Origin of the sequence: Maridesulfovibrio ferrireducens, from assembly GCF_900101105.1 — a bacterium.
Classification (GTDB): domain Bacteria; phylum Desulfobacterota; class Desulfovibrionia; order Desulfovibrionales; family Desulfovibrionaceae; genus Maridesulfovibrio; species Maridesulfovibrio ferrireducens.
The window spans coordinates 218038-234992 of the sequence record NZ_FNGA01000001.1 but is presented as its reverse complement, the minus strand read 5'-3'; the positions used below and the strand labels follow the sequence as shown (position 1 = coordinate 234992).

At 46.0% G+C, this 16955-nt stretch carries 11 protein-coding genes; all 11 read right to left on the bottom strand.

All coding sequences use genetic code 11. The annotated features are described in order from the left end of the window. Positions 1-3 precede the first annotated feature (3 nt). Positions 4-1572 carry a BCCT family transporter gene (locus BLT41_RS00985; protein WP_092157375.1) on the bottom strand — a complete coding sequence of 523 codons (1569 nt, stop codon included), beginning with the start codon at positions 1570-1572 and terminating at the stop codon, positions 4-6. A 21-nt stretch (positions 1573-1593) separates the two neighbouring features. Next, a complete protein-coding gene (gene yqeC, locus BLT41_RS00980; protein ID WP_092157373.1) occupies positions 1594-2418 on the bottom strand; it encodes a selenium cofactor biosynthesis protein YqeC in 825 nt (274 codons plus the stop codon). A gap of 2 nt (positions 2419-2420) precedes the next feature. Beyond that, the gene (gene yqeB, locus BLT41_RS00975) at positions 2421-3233 is read right to left on the bottom strand and encodes a selenium-dependent molybdenum cofactor biosynthesis protein YqeB (protein WP_092157371.1); all 813 of its coding nucleotides are present in this window, start codon (positions 3231-3233) and stop codon (positions 2421-2423) included. Positions 3234-3242: 9 nt separating this feature from the next. Beyond that, positions 3243-3872 carry a nucleotidyltransferase family protein gene (locus BLT41_RS00970; protein WP_170830279.1) on the bottom strand — a complete coding sequence of 210 codons (630 nt, stop codon included), beginning with the start codon at positions 3870-3872 and terminating at the stop codon, positions 3243-3245. A gap of 10 nt (positions 3873-3882) precedes the next feature. Next, on the bottom strand, positions 3883-4866 hold the full coding sequence (locus BLT41_RS00965) for an FAD binding domain-containing protein (protein ID WP_092157367.1): 984 nt from the start codon (positions 4864-4866) through the stop codon (positions 3883-3885). Then, entirely contained in the window at positions 4866-7235 is a 2370-nt protein-coding gene (locus tag BLT41_RS00960; RefSeq protein ID WP_092157365.1) for a xanthine dehydrogenase family protein molybdopterin-binding subunit, read from the bottom strand. Before BLT41_RS00960 ends, BLT41_RS00965 begins: the two co-directional genes overlap by 1 nt. Beyond that, positions 7235-7732, bottom strand: coding sequence for a (2Fe-2S)-binding protein (locus tag BLT41_RS00955; protein WP_092157363.1), 498 nt, complete (start codon positions 7730-7732; stop codon positions 7235-7237). The genes BLT41_RS00960 and BLT41_RS00955 overlap by 1 nt, the downstream gene beginning before the upstream one ends. A 175-nt stretch (positions 7733-7907) precedes the next feature. Further along, positions 7908-8837, bottom strand: a complete 930-nt coding sequence (locus BLT41_RS00950; RefSeq protein WP_092157361.1) for a DMT family transporter — start codon at positions 8835-8837, stop codon at positions 7908-7910. Between the two features lie 423 nt (positions 8838-9260). Next, positions 9261-10628, bottom strand: a complete 1368-nt coding sequence (locus BLT41_RS00945; RefSeq protein ID WP_092157359.1) for a sigma-54 interaction domain-containing protein — start codon at positions 10626-10628, stop codon at positions 9261-9263. A 134-nt stretch (positions 10629-10762) separates the two neighbouring features. Next, the gene (locus BLT41_RS00940; RefSeq protein WP_139167311.1) at positions 10763-15568 is read right to left on the bottom strand and encodes a PAS domain S-box protein; all 4806 of its coding nucleotides are present in this window, start codon (positions 15566-15568) and stop codon (positions 10763-10765) included. Positions 15569-15619: 51 nt separating this feature from the next. Next, positions 15620-16651: a response regulator gene (locus tag BLT41_RS00935; RefSeq protein WP_092157355.1), complete on the bottom strand. Its 1032-nt coding sequence runs from the start codon at positions 16649-16651 to the stop codon at positions 15620-15622. Between the last annotated feature and the right edge of the window lie 304 nt (positions 16652-16955).

The window sequence follows — 16955 nt, the reverse complement described above, 5'->3', positions numbered from 1 at the left end:
TAATTATTTATTGATAGGTGCACAGCGGGCTTCAACCCATCCGGTGCTTTTGTATTCTTTCAGGAAAGCCGTCACACCGATGATAATGATTCCCAGCACAGGCAGACCCACAACGATTGATGCGGTCTGCAATACGGAAAGCGGGCCGTCGATAAGCATAATCCCCGTGGGGACCAGTCCTAATGAAATAGCCCAGAACAGACGGTTCCAGCGTGCTGGTTCCTCGTCGGGGGAAAGCATAGTTGTTGTGGTTGCGGCCAATGCAAAAGAAACAGCATCGAATGTAGTGGCCATGGAGATAGCCGTGACTGCGGAGAATACTAGTTTATACAATGAGGCAAAGGGCAGGAAATCGGCAATAGCCATGATGACGGTAGCGCCTTTCAGGTGTTGAACCATGCTGACCGCATCAAGTTGTCCGGTTATTTGCAGATATAATCCGAAGTTTCCGAAGATGAGATAGAAACATCCGCAACCGAGGGACGCAATGATAACCGGGCCGAGGACCACTTCGCGTACTGTCCGGCCTCGTGATATTTTCGCGATGAACAGACTCATAAACGGGGCGTAGGCCACAAACCATGCATAGTAGAATACTGTCCAGTCCTGAGTGAATCCTTTGTTGCCGATTGGGTCCATCCATGTTGCCATGGTCACGATCTCGGAAATCATAAGCCCCAGTGATGAAATTGCCATGTCGGTTAGAAACACTGTGGGGCCGGCAATAAATACGAAAAGCATCAATCCTAATGCTATGTAAACATTGAGGTCAGAAAGCTTGCTGAGACCCTTTTTCAGACCCAGACAGGAAGTAATCGAGAATATGAGAGTTACGAAAATAAGTATGCCGAATTCTAACTGAAAAGAGTGCTCCAGTCCGGTAACCGAGACGACTCCCGCCGCAACAATAGGGATACCCAGTCCAAGCGCAGTGGCGGAACCTGCCACAAGTCCGGTCATGAACAATATATCAATTATCTTGCCGGGCCAGCCGTGAACACGCTCACCCAGAAGTCCTTTACATGCTTGAGAAATATTTAGAATGGGAACTTTTTTTACATAGTAGCTATAGCCGATGGGGATAGCTAGGATGGCGTAAATGGACCAGCAGATCGGTCCCCAGTGAAACATGCCGTAAGCAGTGCCCCATTCCGCAGCTTTCCATGATCCGGCAGGTTCGCCGTGCATGGGGTAGGCCATGTAATAAGCCCAGTCGATGGAGCCGCCGAACATGATTCCCGCTCCGACTCCGGCGCAGAAGAGCATTCCAATCCATGAAAAGGTTGAATATTCGATTTTGTCGCCGAGTCGTTTAGAACTTAAGGGACCGAAAGCGAACCAGAGAATCAAAGCGAAGGAGCCTATGGCGGCGAGCATGTATAGCCAGCCCATCTGCACTGTTACAAACTTGAAAAGTTTATTGATGATTAGTTCGCCCTCTTTCGGATAGGTGAGAAGAGGGATACAGGTGGCAATAATAAGGGAAAAGGCTCCGTAAAAACATATTTTACAGACTCCCTTTCTGCCGGTGGGGCATGGTGCGAGTTCATTATTCTTTGTTTGATTATCCATAGAGACCTCCTCCTTTCAGAACTATTGTGAAAATGCAAACCGGATTTCCGGCGTGGCCAGCGGTTTTTGAATATTGTTTAAAACAGGAAAAATAATCCCGTTTCGTGCGCTGCCTGCAAACCATTTAATTGATCTTTTTTTTCGTGTCGGCAGCAGGCGTGCAAATTCGGAAAGAAGCTCTTCACCGCCGGGGCTGTCGGTTTTGTTAAGAAAGGCGATTTTGTCACAATTTTCAGGGCACTCTTTGAATAGTCCGTTTTTTGATTCAGCCAGCGCAATCAGATGATTAGGGGTAACTCCGCACCCTTTTCCAGCTCCAGTGATTTTTGAAAATATTTCGCTGCGGTGGACATTTGCTTCATGCAGAGAGCGATAGACCGCATCAAGTCCCATGACTCCGATGCAGAGGTCGGCCGCAAGCGGGATAACAGGTTCATGTTCAGCTGGGGCTTTGAGTGGTTTGCGGGCTGCACCGTCTGCTTCCACTAGAATGATGTCTGCTGTATCTGATTTGTATAAAGCAGAAATGGCCTCCCTGCTTAAGCCGAGAAGCTTGCCGGAGGCCGTATCAAAATCACGTGCGACGGTAATGGAAGAAAATAAATTAAGAGCGGAGTGAATCCGCTCGGCAAAATGGGGGCCGTCACTTTGCAAAACAATATGTCCACGAGGGGGCGGGAGTATTTTTGTTGTGGTGGTGGAAATAACACGTTTTTTCTCTGCTTTGAAAAACATGCTCAGCCAGCGCACAAGCGTAGTCTTTCCTCCCGCTCCAGTGAGGGCAATGAGTCTGTGTTTATCTGATATGAGCGAGTTCGGACCTGATAAGTCCATAAAGTTGCTCATAATTACTCCTGTGAAAAAATATGTGCGCTTACGACTTCAAGAACTCCGCCGGCAATGGAGAGAGCTTTGTCGGAAACTTCGTTGCAATATGAGATGGTCGCCCGCGGATCGATATCACCGAGCTTGGTCTTTTTCGTGACCGGGGTTCCGTTGCTTAACAAGCCTCGAATTACACCGGAAATGGCAGCTATCACTTCTGTTCCGTCCACATCACCCAGAACGTCACCTTTAGAAATTTTATCACCGATATCGTGACGGGTGGAAAAGATTCCGCCATGTTCAGCCCAGTAAACCCGTTCAATAGTGTAGCCGCCGATGTTGCCGGGGACTCCTGTGTTGGGTTCCGCTGAGCCTGATGAAATAACTCTGCTTAGATGATGACCACGTTTGGTTTCAACAACCTTGTGTACATCTTTTCTTGCCGTGAAGCCGGGGCCGAGACCTATTACGAGCGGAGCCATCGTTATTTCGGTGCCAAGGTTTCGTTTGGCGATGATCGCATCAATGAGAATCTGAGGTTTGATAGCCGGCAGGTGCAATCCAGAGGGATCACATATAATGGCAATTTTCCCAGCTTCCCAGATTGCCGGAATATTCTCTATTGCATCAGCAAACTGAGCATTTACTTCTTCCACCTGAACCTGTCCATGATAGACTGCTTCAGATAGTGCAACTGTACGCCGTACTGCCAATGGGTGATCTGTTTCAAGCATTACAATACGTTTCAGACCTGCACGGTAAAGACGCAAGGCCACGCCCGTGGCGAGATCTCCTGCTCCGCGAATAGCTATAATTGGAGGAGTTAATTTATTCATTTCATACTCCTAAGCGCTTTTTCTGTCGTAATGTTTAAGTAGTTGCTGGTATTCGGTGTCGGTGTCGACATCAAGGAACGGTCCTACTTCGTGAATTCGCACCAATCGCAGAGCCAGACCCTGAGCAGCCAGCAGAGGTCTTGCACCAGTATCACCTTTCAGCTCAAGAGCTCTATCAAACCAGCTTGCCGGAATAGTTATGGGATTACCGCGCATACCTTCCTGAATGGGAGCCACCCAGCACTCAGGCTCTTGTGAAAAAGCCCAGACCAGACGGTCAATGGTTTCAGAAGTGATCAGTGGCTGATCTCCGAGAAAGAACATGGCCCCTTGCGTGTGGTCTTTTACGTGACGCAGTCCGGCCTTGAAGGATTCAGCCTGTCCCTGTTTACGGTCCGGGCTGGTCACTACTGTACACCCTTCGAGGTCGAGTATTTTTTCCAGCTCTGAATCACAGGGCAGCACGACGGTTACATCGTTAAGTTGAGATTCTCTTGCAGCATTGATTACGTGCTGTACCATAGGTATTCCCCGGAAGGGCAGGGATAATTTATCCCTGCCCATACGGGTTGCACTACCGGCTGCGAGTATAATACCGGATGTTCTTGCTATTTCTTGCTTTAAGCTTTGGTTCTTCATTTTCATGCCCCTATCGGGTGCACTCCATGAGAGTGTCAGCCACGATTGTTTTGGCTATCTGAACTTTGTATATATTCTGGATCAGGGCTTTTGCTTCTGCTACAGCAAGCTGACCTGCTTCCTGTGCTGTTTCTTCAGTAAGCTCTTTACCGATGAGAGCAGCTTCTGAAGTTTCACAGCGGCGGGGATTATTGTGCACTGCGTTCAAACAGATGCGGGCTGCACTGATTTTCCCGTCTACAATGGTTAAAGCTGCAGCGCAGTTAACAAGCGCAAAATCGATGGATTTGCGGTATGATATTTTCATGAACGCACTTTTTGAACCTTCTGCGGGACGGGGAACGAATATCTCCGTTACTATTTCGTCGCGGTCCAGAATGGTTGATGCTGCGCCATTTTCTGCGGTGAAGAATTCATCAATGGGAATTTCACGCTTAGTTGTTTTAACTACGGCATTTAAAGCTACAAAGGCTGGAGCAGTATCACTGGGATTAACTGCGATACACTTATTCACTGCGCCGAATATGGAGTGGAAGCGGTGATCGCCGGGGACTGCAAGACAGCGTTTGCCGCCTTTACGTACACAGTCGATACGTCCACCGATTTTATCGGGATAGCGGTAGTACCAGCAGCGGTTTTCCTGACAGATATTTCCGGCTAAAGTTCCCATGTTGCGAAGAATGGGAGAGCCTGTGCGCCTCGCAGCTTCTGCAAGACCGGGCCACGTTGCTTTAACAGTGTGCGACTCGGAAAGCTCGGTGAGGGTAACCAGTGCGCCGAGATGCAGTCCGTCTTCTTTCAACTGAATTTTTTTCAGGCCGGGAATGGTCTTCAGGTTGATGATCGCTTCGGGATATTCCATCCAGAGGTGATCTTTCAGACAGCCCATCAGGTCACTTCCGCCTGCGATTACGTACGAAGAACCTTTGTGTTCCTGTAAAAGGGAAACAGCTTCTTCCACGCTGGAAGCATCATAGTGATTAAAACGTTTCATTATTTTGCCCTCCTTTTGGGCTGAATTTTACCAAGGCCCAAGAGGATTTTGTCAGGTGTAAACGGAGTTTCAATAATTCTCACACCGGTGGCGTTGAAGATTGCATTGGAAAAAGCAGCAAGCGAAGGGCAGGCTGCGCCTTCACCACAGGCTGTTGCGCCGAACGGATGCGTAGGATCTCCGGGTTTCTCGATGACGATAGGTTTAACGTCGCAGTCCATGGACGTGCAGTGGCGGTAATCCACCCAGTTGGGGGTCATGAGCCAGCCATTGCGTTTATCCACAATGCAGTCGTTGGCGAGAATGGCATTCTCTACACCATGTCTGGAAGTTGAGAGCTGTCCTGCTACGATTTTAGGATTGAGAGCCTTGCCTACATTTTGAGCCATGACTACTTCTACGTTGGAAATCATACCTGTTTCAGTATCTACATCCAGAGAAATGAACTGTGCTCCCTTTTCTTTTGGGATATAAACCTGATCTTTTTTGCCGTCTTTGAGTCCATTCGGGTGCGGTGAGTTGTTGATGTAGTATCCGGTGACTTCATGGATACCGCCGTAATGACCGCGTGCTCCGAAAGCTTCGGCAAAGGTCAGGCATTTTTCCGGTTCAGCGGTTACGAAGACACCTTTTTCATTCATGGAAAGGGCCTGCGTAGGGACTCCGAGTTTTAGCGCAGCCAGATCAAGCACCTGACGTTTAGCGTCGATTGCTGCTTCGTAAGTAGCCCAGCCCTGAATCCATGTTCCGCAACTGTTGGCAACCAGAGTTGCAAAAGGAGTAGAGTCGGTGTCATGGCAGACAATGCCGATATTCTTATAAGGAAGTCCGAGGACATCCGCTACAATCTGGCACTGTACTGTGTGCTGTCCCTGTCCTATATCGGCGATTGCGCAAACTAGCGCGGCTGAACCGTCAGGATATATTTTGACCATGGCTTCACTGGAGTTGCCCGGTCCGGGACGACCTGCGCCCATGGCGAAGATTGCAACCCCGAGGCCGTGACGGATACGTCCGGTTTTTTTGCTGGGGTGCTGCCAGTTATTTTTCCAGTCCAGATGCTTGGCCCCTTCATCGAGGCAGTCGCGGATACCGGATGAGGAAATGTAACATGACTTATAGGATAGCGTATCCCAGCCGGAATCGATATCTCCGGTGCGCATACAATTCATTTTGCGGATTTCTACCGGGTCAATTCCCATCTGGTCAGCGGCTATATCCATGGTTGTTTCAACCGCGAAGACTCCTTCGGGAGCTCCGTAGCCCTGCCATCCGGAAGCGGGAAAGCGGTTGGTATTTACATATCTTATTTTGCCGCGCAAGTGCTTGCAGTTACGGGAATAAAGGACAGATCCCGTGGCGAGCATGGCGTTTTTGGCGGGATATTTGTCGCCGCCTGAGCCTGTTTCCTGCCAGTGTTCCAGATCCATGGTGGTCAGGGTTCCGTCTTTTTTGAAACCTATTTTTACGTTTCCGATACTACCGCGCGACCAGCCGGAAACCATTTCTTCTTCGCGGGAATAAGGGCAGTGCACTGGTTTTTTCAGATCAAGACAGGCCAATCCGGCAATCACCAGATAGTGCGACGCAATATTGCGGTCCAGCGGGAAAGCGTTCTTGCCACCGAAACTTGATCCGGTGAAAGGGGACACGTAGTTGAGCATGTTGGCATTTATGCCGAGAGCCTGAGCAAGGCAGAGCTTTTCATCATGCAGTCCTTGTGAATGAGTATAAATATGCAACTTGGTGCCATCAAAATTGGCTGAACATCCGCGAGGTTCCATTGCCGGACCTTTGCAATAAGCATATTTCAGACCTTTCTGCTCGACGATGACGTCCGCTTCGGCAAAACCTTGCTCAATGTCTCCGAATCCGTTGTAGTCTGAAGGAGTTTTGGTCTTGAAAAGGCGGGATTCAGGATCTCGATCACTCAGTATTGCATGGAATGCCCAGTCCTGACAGTTGTCTATGCCTTCGAAAACCTGTGGGGAGTCCGGCTTGATGCCGTCCTCAATGCTCAGCACAAATTTCTTTTTATTGTACTCGACCTTGATGAGAGCCATGGCTTCCTGAGCAATGGTTTCATCGTCGGCAACGACTGCGGCAACGAGATCGCCTACATAATAAAGTGAAGAGCGGAAAGCCTTGGGGTAGTTCTCGTGAGTCATTACGAGGCGTACACCCGGTAAAGCCTCTGCTTCACTGGTATTGATAGATATAATGTCGGCTGCAGGATAGGGGCTGCGCAGAATGCGTGTCTGGAGCATGCCCGGAAAGATGAAATCGGCGTAATATTTTGCTGATCCGGTGACGCGCGCAGGGCCGTCTTTCTGGCGGACTGATGTTCCGATGGATTTTGTTTCAATCATTAGATCTGCTCCTTTGCCATTTTCTTGGCTGCGCTTCTTACTGCATTGATGATGTGCTCGTAGTTGCTGCAGATACAGATGTTGCCGCCGAGGGCTTCTTTGATTTCATCGTCAGTCGGAGAAGCGTTCTTCAGCAGTAGTGCTTTGGTGGACATGATCATGCCGGGAGAGCAGAAACCGCATTGTGAACCGTACTCTTCAAGCCACGCTTCCTGAATGGGATGAAGGTTACCGTCTTTGGACAGTCCTTCGATGGTTTCAATGTCTTTACCTTCCTGCTCAACAGCAAGAATCATACATGCCGGTACTGCCACAGAGTCGATAAGGACAGTGCAGGAGCCGCAAGCACCTTCGCCGCAACCCTCTTTTGTTCCGGTGTGACCGCAGTCGTTGCGCAGAACTTTTGAGAGAGTCCAGTGTGGCTCTACGTGAAGCGAGCAGGTTTCCCCGTTTACTGTCAGGTGAATGAGCTTTTTCTGTTGTTCGTCGCGATTCATAGTCCAATTCCTTAAGTGGTTCGTTAATCGATGGAGCCTTTTACAGGCCGAAGTATATAGTTTGCAGAACGCACCGCTCCTGTTTCCGGGTTAAAAGTCCCCGGATGGAAGCTGAATAAGTTTCAGGCGGGGCGGGCAATATGCCCGCCCGTCTATTTATGGAGTCGAGATGCGGTTAAGCTTCGTTTGGTAATGCGTCTTTGGCGGGTGTTGTCTTGGGGCTACGGCTGGCCCAGAAGATACCGCCGATAATCATGATTCCGCTGACAAGATGGACCATGCCCATTGTTTCGCCAAGGAAAAGGAAGGCAAAGAGTCCACCCCAGAGAGGGAGACTGTAGTAAATCATACCGGAGGTTGCAGGACCGGCGTTTTCAAGGCCGATGTTCCATGTGAGCCATGCGATGACTGAGGAACAGACAGCTGAGAACACGATGCTGAAGAATACTATGCCGTTCATGTTGAAAATCATGGAAGGCTGAGTGGATTCCCAGATAACGCAGGGGATGAGCATCAGTACGGCAAAGAAGGACATGAGAGACATGATAGTGATCTGGGAGAGTCCTTCGGGGATCTTTCTCAGAATGAGACTGTATATAGCAAACCCGACTGCTGCCAGAAGCATGAGGATATCACCTGCGGCAAAATGCAGTCCAACCAGTCTTTCTATGTCGCCGTTACAGACAAGATAAAATGAGCCGAAAAGGGCGATTGTACAGCCTATCCAAGTGTTGCTTGACTGTTTTTGTCCCATTATTGAGGAGATGATTACGATAAAGATCGGTGTGGTAACAGAAATCAGGGATAGATTGATAGCCGAAGTCGTCTGGGCTGCAAAGTAGCTTAACGGGGAATATGCCGCTACACCGGTAAGAGCCGCTGCTATAATCTGGGGTAGAAATTTTTTGGCAACATGCCATTCTTTTTTCACTCTCGGCAGTGTGAAAGTACACAAAATAAGAAGAGCTATAAACCAGCGGGTTGCTCCAAGTGTCATTGGGGAAATTTGTCCTACAGCCAGTCTTGCGACAACAAAAGCACCTGCCCAAAGCATTGTGGCAAGCAGTGCACACGCCATTCCGTAGTATCTGCGATTCTTAAACATACAGTCTTCTCCCTTGATAAGTAAGTCGCCTTATTTAATTGCCACACATGTCTATTGCTGCGGCCGCCTCCACTCACATAACTATGATGCTGCCTGAATGCAGATAAATGCTATGCATTTTAATCTGCCTGAAAAAGTTACCTCCATAACTTTACCTTCCCTCACGGCAGGCTTTGCATCTTGTTTTTGGGTTATGTCTTTAACTCTGTATGAGCAAAGTGTGTGCCAATGGAAAAGTGAAGTTTTTCCCAAACTAAAGTCTTTAATTTTAGCATGTTAAGGAATATAACCACTGTATGATCATTCAATCAATAATTGTGAATTGAGTCATTTTAGACTCGATTATTGGCGAAAGTGATGTGGGTGCTGTTATGACAAAGGATGAGTCTATAGTGACTCGGTGAGTCTGTGTTGACTCGGAGGTTATGGCTTTGTGGTATGTGTATACGTTCTAATCAGGCGGGAGGCTCGTGACTGGCTTATTTTAAGGGCTGCAGCAACTTTGCGGCTGCTGCCGTGTTCGGCATAGGCATCAAGAACCAGTTGGCGTTCAACAGCCTGCATGGCCTCGTCAAGGGAGCCTGCTCCAAGAATGGGAGATAAGTAGTTGCATGTTGTTTCATAGATGGATGAGGGCAGGTGATCCACGTTGATAATGTCATCTTCCACTGTGACGACAAGTCGTTCCACAAGGTGGGCCAGTTCTCGGATGTTGCCGGGCCATGAGTAGAGACAGAGTACTTTCTGGGCATTGGAGGAAAATCTTTTTCCTTTGCCGTGGGCTTTTCCGTAGCGGTTTAGAAAAAAGTGTAACAAGGGAATGAGATCATCCAGTCTGTCTCGCAGCGGGGGGATTATGATATCGAAGACATTGAGCCGGAAATATAAATCCTGTCGAAAGGCTCCAGACTCGACCATGCGGTCCATATTGCGATTGGAGGCAGCTAAAATGCGCACGTCTGCTTTCACCGTGGAGGAGCTGCCTACCGGGCGGTATTCAAGTTCCTGCACCGCATAAAGAAGTTTGGCCTGCATGGGGAGAGGGAGTTCGGATATTTCATCCAGAAAAAGAGTTCCTCCTTCTGCCTTGGCAAAAAGTCCGCCTCTGGATTTGGTTGCACCGGAAAAAGCTCCCTCTACATGTCCAAAAAGTTCAGATTCAAAAAGTTCCTGAGGAATGGCAGCACAGTTGACCACGATAAAGGGTTTGTCGGCCCGTTTTCCGTTGGCATGAATGAATTTTGCTAAAAGACTTTTGCCGCAACCGGATTCGCCCAGAAGCAGGCATGGAGCGCTGATGCTGCCTACCTTGCGAGCCGCGTTGACAGTTTGTTCCATCAGTTTGCTATGGTAGATAAGATCTTCAGGCCTGGCTGAAGCAGGGTCTTCCTGATCGAAAATCAGATCTTCGGGGTGGAGAATCCGGCCTTCGTGAAAGTTGTCCCTGATACTTAAAAGGACGTATTGTACTTCCCTGTTTTCATTCAGAAGAGGGATCGCAATGGTTAAAACGTCAAGACCCAGATAGGTCTTTTGTTCTTGTTTAACCGGAATTTTTTTTTCGTAAACAAGGGGCAGAATGGGGCGGTCCCAGGAGTTATGCTTTTCCACTACATCCCAGAAAGGCATGTTGATCATTTCCTGTTGCGAGAATCCGTAGTGACGTTCGCAAGCTTTATTTACGTAGAGCATGCGGTAATTATTATCGTAGATAATTATCTCATCGTGCAGGTTGTCGATAAGTTTTGCAAATGTTTCAAAATCAAGTCCGAAATGCTCTGTCTTGTTCATGATTTTTAATATCCGCCCCTGAAAATCGTGTTGTCGTATTATATTTATATCTAGCTGCAGTTCTTGAAATTATGATCTTTAGTCTGACGCATATGACAAGTCAATCCAGTGATTGCAGGTACCTTTTCAAAAAATTACAATTGATCAAGTATTGCCAGTGCTTCTTCAAAATCATAATTATCAAGGGCTTTCTTCATAAGTTTTAATTTGTCAGCCAGCTCACCCCACCCGGATAACGATTGTATCTCTTCCAGCAGTGCGACGGCATTAGTATCCGATTCCTTCAGCAGTGTCCGCAACTGTTCAATTTGAAGTTTGATCTTCTCCGGTTCAAGCTTCCCACTTCGCTCAATGTGAGGTTTGTCAGTCTCTGCAAACCTTTTCAGCCCGGCTAGAACCGGAGCCAAAGATGTGAGGACATTGTCCAGCAATTCATCAATTTCCGGACTAGGTCTTTTGTTGCTGCAGGCAGATTCTAAAGCTTTTGCGGTTTTCTGCACCTCTTCGGCTCCGGCATTGCCTGCAATTCCTCTAAGTGTATGGGCGCAACGAGCGGCTGCATTGGTATCTGCATCGTGTTGAGCCGTGCGGAATAAGGTTTTAAAGTCACTGTATTCATTACTAAACATGGACAATATTTTAGTGTATAGCTTGGTGTCGTCCTGAAGCCTTGCAAGGCCGGACTTTGCATCGATACCGGGCAGTTCGTAAAAAGATTTTTCTTCAAGCCCTTTTTCCAAATTCTTTGAAGCAGGGATTATAGAAGGGCGGGAAGGGGTGATCCATTTGCTCATGATATAAAGCATCTCATTAATCTGAATGGGCTTGCCTATGTGGTCATTCATCCCAGCTTGCAGCGATCTGTCATGGTCTCCCTTCATGACGTTGGCGGTCATGGCTATTATCGGAAGATCTTTGAACTTGTTTTGCTCACGTATTTTCAGGCTCGCTGTGTAACCATCCATTACTGGCATCTGGCAATCCATCAGCACTCCGTCAAATGATTCTTTTTCGAGTATATCCAGAGCCTCTTTGCCATTGCCTGCAATTTTAACAGAAACACCGTAGCTTAACAGTAGGTCAACTGCTACATTCTGGTTGATTTCGTTATCTTCAACCAGAAGGACTTTTGCTCCCTGAAGTTTTGCTGTAGCTTCATTAATTTTGTCCTGTCGGGATGCCGCACGTCTTTCAGATTTAACCTTGCGACCTTTTGCAATCATGATGGAATCGAGCAGCATTGAGGGCATAACCGGTTTGCTCAAAAAACCAACTATGTTTTCAATACCGGCAGCGGCAGACATTACTTCAGAACGGCCATAGGCAGTCACCATGATAACTTTCGGTATATGTTTAAGCTGATTATTGTCCTGCATGGCACGGGATATTTCAATTCCGTCCATAGTTGGAATGTTCCAATCCATGAGTACCAGATCGTATTTTTTAGAATCAGTTTGTTTTTCCAGTAAATCAATAGCTACACTGGAGCTGTCTGCTTCCTCGGCCCGGAAGCCGAAACTGGTTAGCATTTTCGATAGGATTGTTCTTGCATTGGCATTGTCGTCCACTACCAGAATACTCAGTGGTCCCAAATCTATGTTAGCTGATTCGACCTTAGGCTTAAAGTCTTCCTGCATTATAAAACGGGCGGTGACGTTAAAGGTCGTTCCTTTGCGGGGTTCGCTTTCGACCCATATTTCTCCACCCATTCGCTCGGTTAGTTTTTTGGAAATGGCCAACCCCAGTCCTGTTCCTCCGTATTCACGGGTGGTGGAGGCATCAACCTGACTGAATTGTTTGAATAATTTTTCTTGCTGCTTTTCAGTCATACCTATGCCGGTATCCCGCACCGAGAAATGCAGCGTGATGTTTTGTCCATCCTGTTCGGTCATCCTGACACTAATGATAATTTCACCTTGTTCAGTAAATTTCAGTGCGTTGTTACCGAGGTTTAACAACACCTGCCCCAAGCGTAGCGGATCACCAACTAAAGCTGTCGGCAAATCAGAAGGTATGTCGAACAGTAACTCAAGCCCTTCCTCCTTCGCTTTAAGTCCTATGATATTGGCAAGATCGTCCAGTACATCTTCCAGACGGAAGTTAATATTTTCCATGTCAAGTTTACCGGCTTCAATTTTAGAAAAATCAAGGACTTCATTAAGGATGCCCATCAGGTTTTCAGCTGAACGGTTTACTTTGTTTATGTAGCCTAGTTGTTTTTCGTTAAGATCCGTTTGCAAGGCCAAGTGAGACAGGCCTATGATGGCATTCATGGGGGTGCGAATTTCATGTGACATGTTTGCCAAAAAATCCGATTTGGCTTGCGTGGCTTCTTCAGCAAGTTTTTTGGCTTCTGCCAGTGTTTTTTCAGCCTTCTTGCGGTCAGTAATATCTTCGATAATTCCATCAATAGAAAAAAGGGTACCTGTTTGATCCCAGACTGGGTGCTCGGAAACAAGAATGACTCGCTCATTGCCGTCTTGATGAATATAGTTCATCTCAAACTGTTGAAAATTGAGCTTTTCATTTACCATTGATTGAACCAGTTCTGAGGCTTTTTCAAGTTCTCCCGGCAGCCAGCTGATCTGATTTATCCATGTTTTGCCTAACAGTGCGTCTCTATCAAGCCCGAATACTGAGACAAAACCTTCGCTGGCAAACAACAGTTTAATATCAGGTGTATGACTGAAAATGACAAACTTATTGCCGATTTCTTCTACCAGTTTTTGATATTTTTCCTGACTGTGGCGTATTTCATTTTCCATTGCTTTACGGATTGAAATGTTGACGACCCAGCAGAGAATTCCATGTTCTCCTTGGTAGTCAAAATCATAATAAGAAAGCAGTGCTTCAATTATATTTCCATTTATTCCATAGAGTTGAGTCTCAAAATGTTTACAACTTCCGCTTCTTTTCAGCTCATCCAGTACGTAATTCCGTTCTTCGGGATGTACATAATTATTTACCGCATTTTCGCCGACCTTGAAGCCCATTTGTGCCATAGCAGGATTGGCAAATTGGGTTATTCCATTCACCGTAACACCCACTCCTACCGGGCTGGTTTCAAATAGATATTTCAGGCGTTCCCTTTCGCTTGCTAATGCCTCCTCCATCTCTTTGCGGTCAGTTATATCACGGACGACGGCAACAAAAATGGTATCTTGATTAACGACTGCCGAGTTGACAGCAATTTCCATGGGAAAGATAGATCCGTTTTTACGTTTTGCAGGCACTTCAACTTGTTTTCCAACTATTTTGGATAAACCGCTTTGAAGGTTGTTTTTGATATACTGATCATGCTTCCCACTAATGTGGGAAGGCATGAGCAAACTGATATTTTTGCCGAGAATTTCATTTTTATTATAGCCGAATGTTTCTTCGGCAGCGGGACTGAATTCAGAGATTAATCCTTTAGAATTTATGACAATAATTCCATTTTTGGCGGTGTCGATAATTCCGCGCAGGCTGGCAGTACGTTCAGCTACTTTTTCTTCCAGTTCTTTTTTGGCTTTTTCCAAATCGCGTCGCGATTTTTCCATCTCGGTTATATCGATAAATGTTTCCAATAAGACTTGGTGTCCGCCTTTATCAATAATGGAAACAGATTTCATGATCGGAATTATTTCACCGTTTTTTGAAAGAAGGCTTCGTTTGGAGGAATCATACGGTTGGCCGAAATCAATAATAGGGCAAGTTCTGGAGGTCGCTGAGCAAGTAAGCTTGCTGCAATGACTTCCTATAATTTCGTCACGACTGCGGCCCATCATTTTCAATGCAAAATCATTAATATCAAGTATTGTTCTGTTTTCAGGGTCAACAAGAAAAACCCCGGCTGATATTGAATTGAAAAGCTGGTTTAAGTATTGTTCATTTTTTGCAACTTCTTCGGATCTCAGGAATACCTCATTTTGAGAATATTCGATTGAATCCAGCATTGAATTGACGTTTTTACTTAACTCAAAAATTTCGTCATTTCCGAGTACACTTACTCTCCCTTTTGCATATCCGGTTTCCCCTATAGATGAGACCTGTTCGCTAAGTTTCTCTAAACGGGCAAGGACTTTTCGGTGAAGCAGAAAATAACCAAGAAAGGCCACTGTAAGAATAATAAAGGTCGCAACCCCGTAATTATAAAGAGATATAATTTTGCCATATTCAGAAATTCGGCGGTTAACAGTGGTTTTCAATATTGCGACAGCTTTTTGGTTCACATCAAAAATGAGCGCTGAGCCGGTGGCAATATCCTCGTCTGGATATGTGATGGTTTTGTTTTGGTTTGTGCTTAAAAGCCTGTTCAGCAAATCTAAATGAGTGGTTACAGGCTGAATTGTAATGGGAAAACCTAACAAGCTGGAAGAGGTTTCAAGTATTTTAGAGGAGAGAGGGCGGGCTGTGATAAACGTCCCCATAGCGGGGCCTTCACTGTCACTTGTTAAAATCGGTCGTTCTGAGATTAATACGAGTTCTCCAGCGTCCAGCTCAATTATTCCACCGCGCGCGCCTTCACTACCTGCTATTATCGGCAGTTGTTTACTACAGCGCTGGATAATAGTGTTTGCCAAAGCTTCATTTATTTCACCGTGAGTATTGACTGCTCTTGCAAAGAGAATATCTCCACTTGTGTCTCGTAGAATCACTGCAGCAAGAGATTGATTCAGAAATGTTTCGATGCTGAGATTTGATTCGATATAGGCAGAGTTAAGGTTCTGTGCAAATAAATAAGTATCATCCCAGGCAGACCAGTCCAAGACAAGATCATCCAGATTTTGTAATTCATTTTGGATACTTTTTTGCGCAGAATTGATACTGGCAAAGACTTTTTCATTTTCGAGGTCTTGGAATCCTTTTTCGACAACTAAAGTGGAAACTAGGAAATGACCGACTGCAAAAAATAATGTTATAAAAATAATACTCAGTATGGTCATATGGCGTAGCTTCAATGGTAACCTCCGAATTCGTTTTTTAGCTACTTGTGGACATATGTAAGGAAGTTATTCTTTTTCAGCATGCTGATCTTTAACTTCAAGAATACTTTCCAGATTATCCATAAACACTGTCACGAGTGCCGGGTCAAAATGCTGTCCGGATTCTTCCAGAATAAGAGCGACTGCTTTTTCAACAGGCCAGGCTTTTTTGTAGGTTCTTTCACTGGTCAAGGCATCGAATACATCAGCAATTGCGACAATTCTTCCTTCTAGAGGAATGTCCTCCCCTTTGAGACCGTGAGGATAGCCTTTTCCATTCCATTTTTCATGATGTGTAAGAGCCACTGAGTAAGCCATTTGCAGTAGGGGGTTGTCATGCTTTCCTATAATCTCGGCTCCGAATTCACAATGCTTCTGAATGATCTTCCTTTCATGCTCATCGAGTTTGCCTGCTTTGAGCAGAATTATATCCGGGATTCCGATCTTGCCGATATCGTGCATGGGAGTGGCATTCAGTATAAGGTCGGTTTCAACCTCGTTCATGCCTATCCCTTTGGCAATAATGTGCGAATAGTAACTCATGCGAATAACATGCATGCCTGTTTCGTTGTCTTTATATTCGGCAGCTCTGCCCAGCCTGCGGATAATTTCACGGCGGCTGTTGTCCAGTTCTGTGGTCCGCCGGCGGACTTTTTCTTCCAGTGACCTGTTCTGATCGTATAGTTGTAAATGAGTTTTAACCCGGGCCAGCACAATCGGAGGGCTTACAGGTTTGGTTATATAATCGACAGCCCCAATCTCAAATCCGTGAGCCTCATCCTCAACGTTCACCATCGCTGTAACAAAAATAATCGGAATATTTCTTGTTCGCGGGTCTTGTTTGAGCTTGCGACAGACCTCGTATCCGTCCATTTCCGGCATCATTATGTCCAGCAGGATTATGTCGGGAATGGTTTCAAAAGCTATTTGCAGTGCTTTTGAACCGTTTTTAGCTGCTTTAACTCTGTATTTTGGGGATAGAATATTAGAAAAAATAGCAATGTTATTAGAGGCATCGTCAACGACAAGAACCGTCTGTCTGGACATTTTATCATTCATTTTCTGCTCTCTATTTTCTGCTTGTGGTTTGTTATATAAAACAACTTTTAGAGCACATTCCGTTTGCTCGGTTGAGAAATTGGAGTTTTTTGAATTATATTATCCAACAATATTTTAGGTAAAAGTTTACTTAATTTGATACCATTTTCTTTGCGAAATGTTTACTCATACTTATTAAATTTATTAATTCATTATCAACACATGGTGCAAACGTCATCTATTAACGATCTAATGTGGGGCGATGCAGGCTTGCACTTGAAAATGTGCAAGCCTTTTTCATAAATCAACTATGTCTGAAATTAAC

Bases quoted from the DNA above. Each gene is read 5' to 3' on its own strand.
- BLT41_RS00950 (WP_092157361.1), bottom strand. From the start codon at position 8,837: ATGTTTAAGAATCGCAGATACTACGGAATGGCGTGTGCACTGCTTGCC.
- BLT41_RS00945 (WP_092157359.1), bottom strand. From the start codon at position 10,628: ATGAACAAGACAGAGCATTTCGGACTTGATTTTGAAACATTTGCAAAA.
- BLT41_RS00985 (WP_092157375.1), bottom strand. From the start codon at position 1,572: ATGGATAATCAAACAAAGAATAATGAACTCGCACCATGCCCCACCGGC.
- BLT41_RS00965 (WP_092157367.1), bottom strand. From the start codon at position 4,866: ATGAAACGTTTTAATCACTATGATGCTTCCAGCGTGGAAGAAGCTGTT.
- BLT41_RS00970 (WP_170830279.1), bottom strand. From the start codon at position 3,872: ATGAAGAACCAAAGCTTAAAGCAAGAAATAGCAAGAACATCCGGTATT.
- BLT41_RS00960 (WP_092157365.1), bottom strand. From the start codon at position 7,235: ATGATTGAAACAAAATCCATCGGAACATCAGTCCGCCAGAAAGACGGC.
- BLT41_RS00955 (WP_092157363.1), bottom strand. From the start codon at position 7,732: ATGAATCGCGACGAACAACAGAAAAAGCTCATTCACCTGACAGTAAAC.
- BLT41_RS00935 (WP_092157355.1), bottom strand. From the start codon at position 16,651: ATGAATGATAAAATGTCCAGACAGACGGTTCTTGTCGTTGACGATGCC.
- yqeB (WP_092157371.1), bottom strand. From the start codon at position 3,233: ATGAATAAATTAACTCCTCCAATTATAGCTATTCGCGGAGCAGGAGAT.
- yqeC (WP_092157373.1), bottom strand. From the start codon at position 2,418: ATGAGCAACTTTATGGACTTATCAGGTCCGAACTCGCTCATATCAGAT.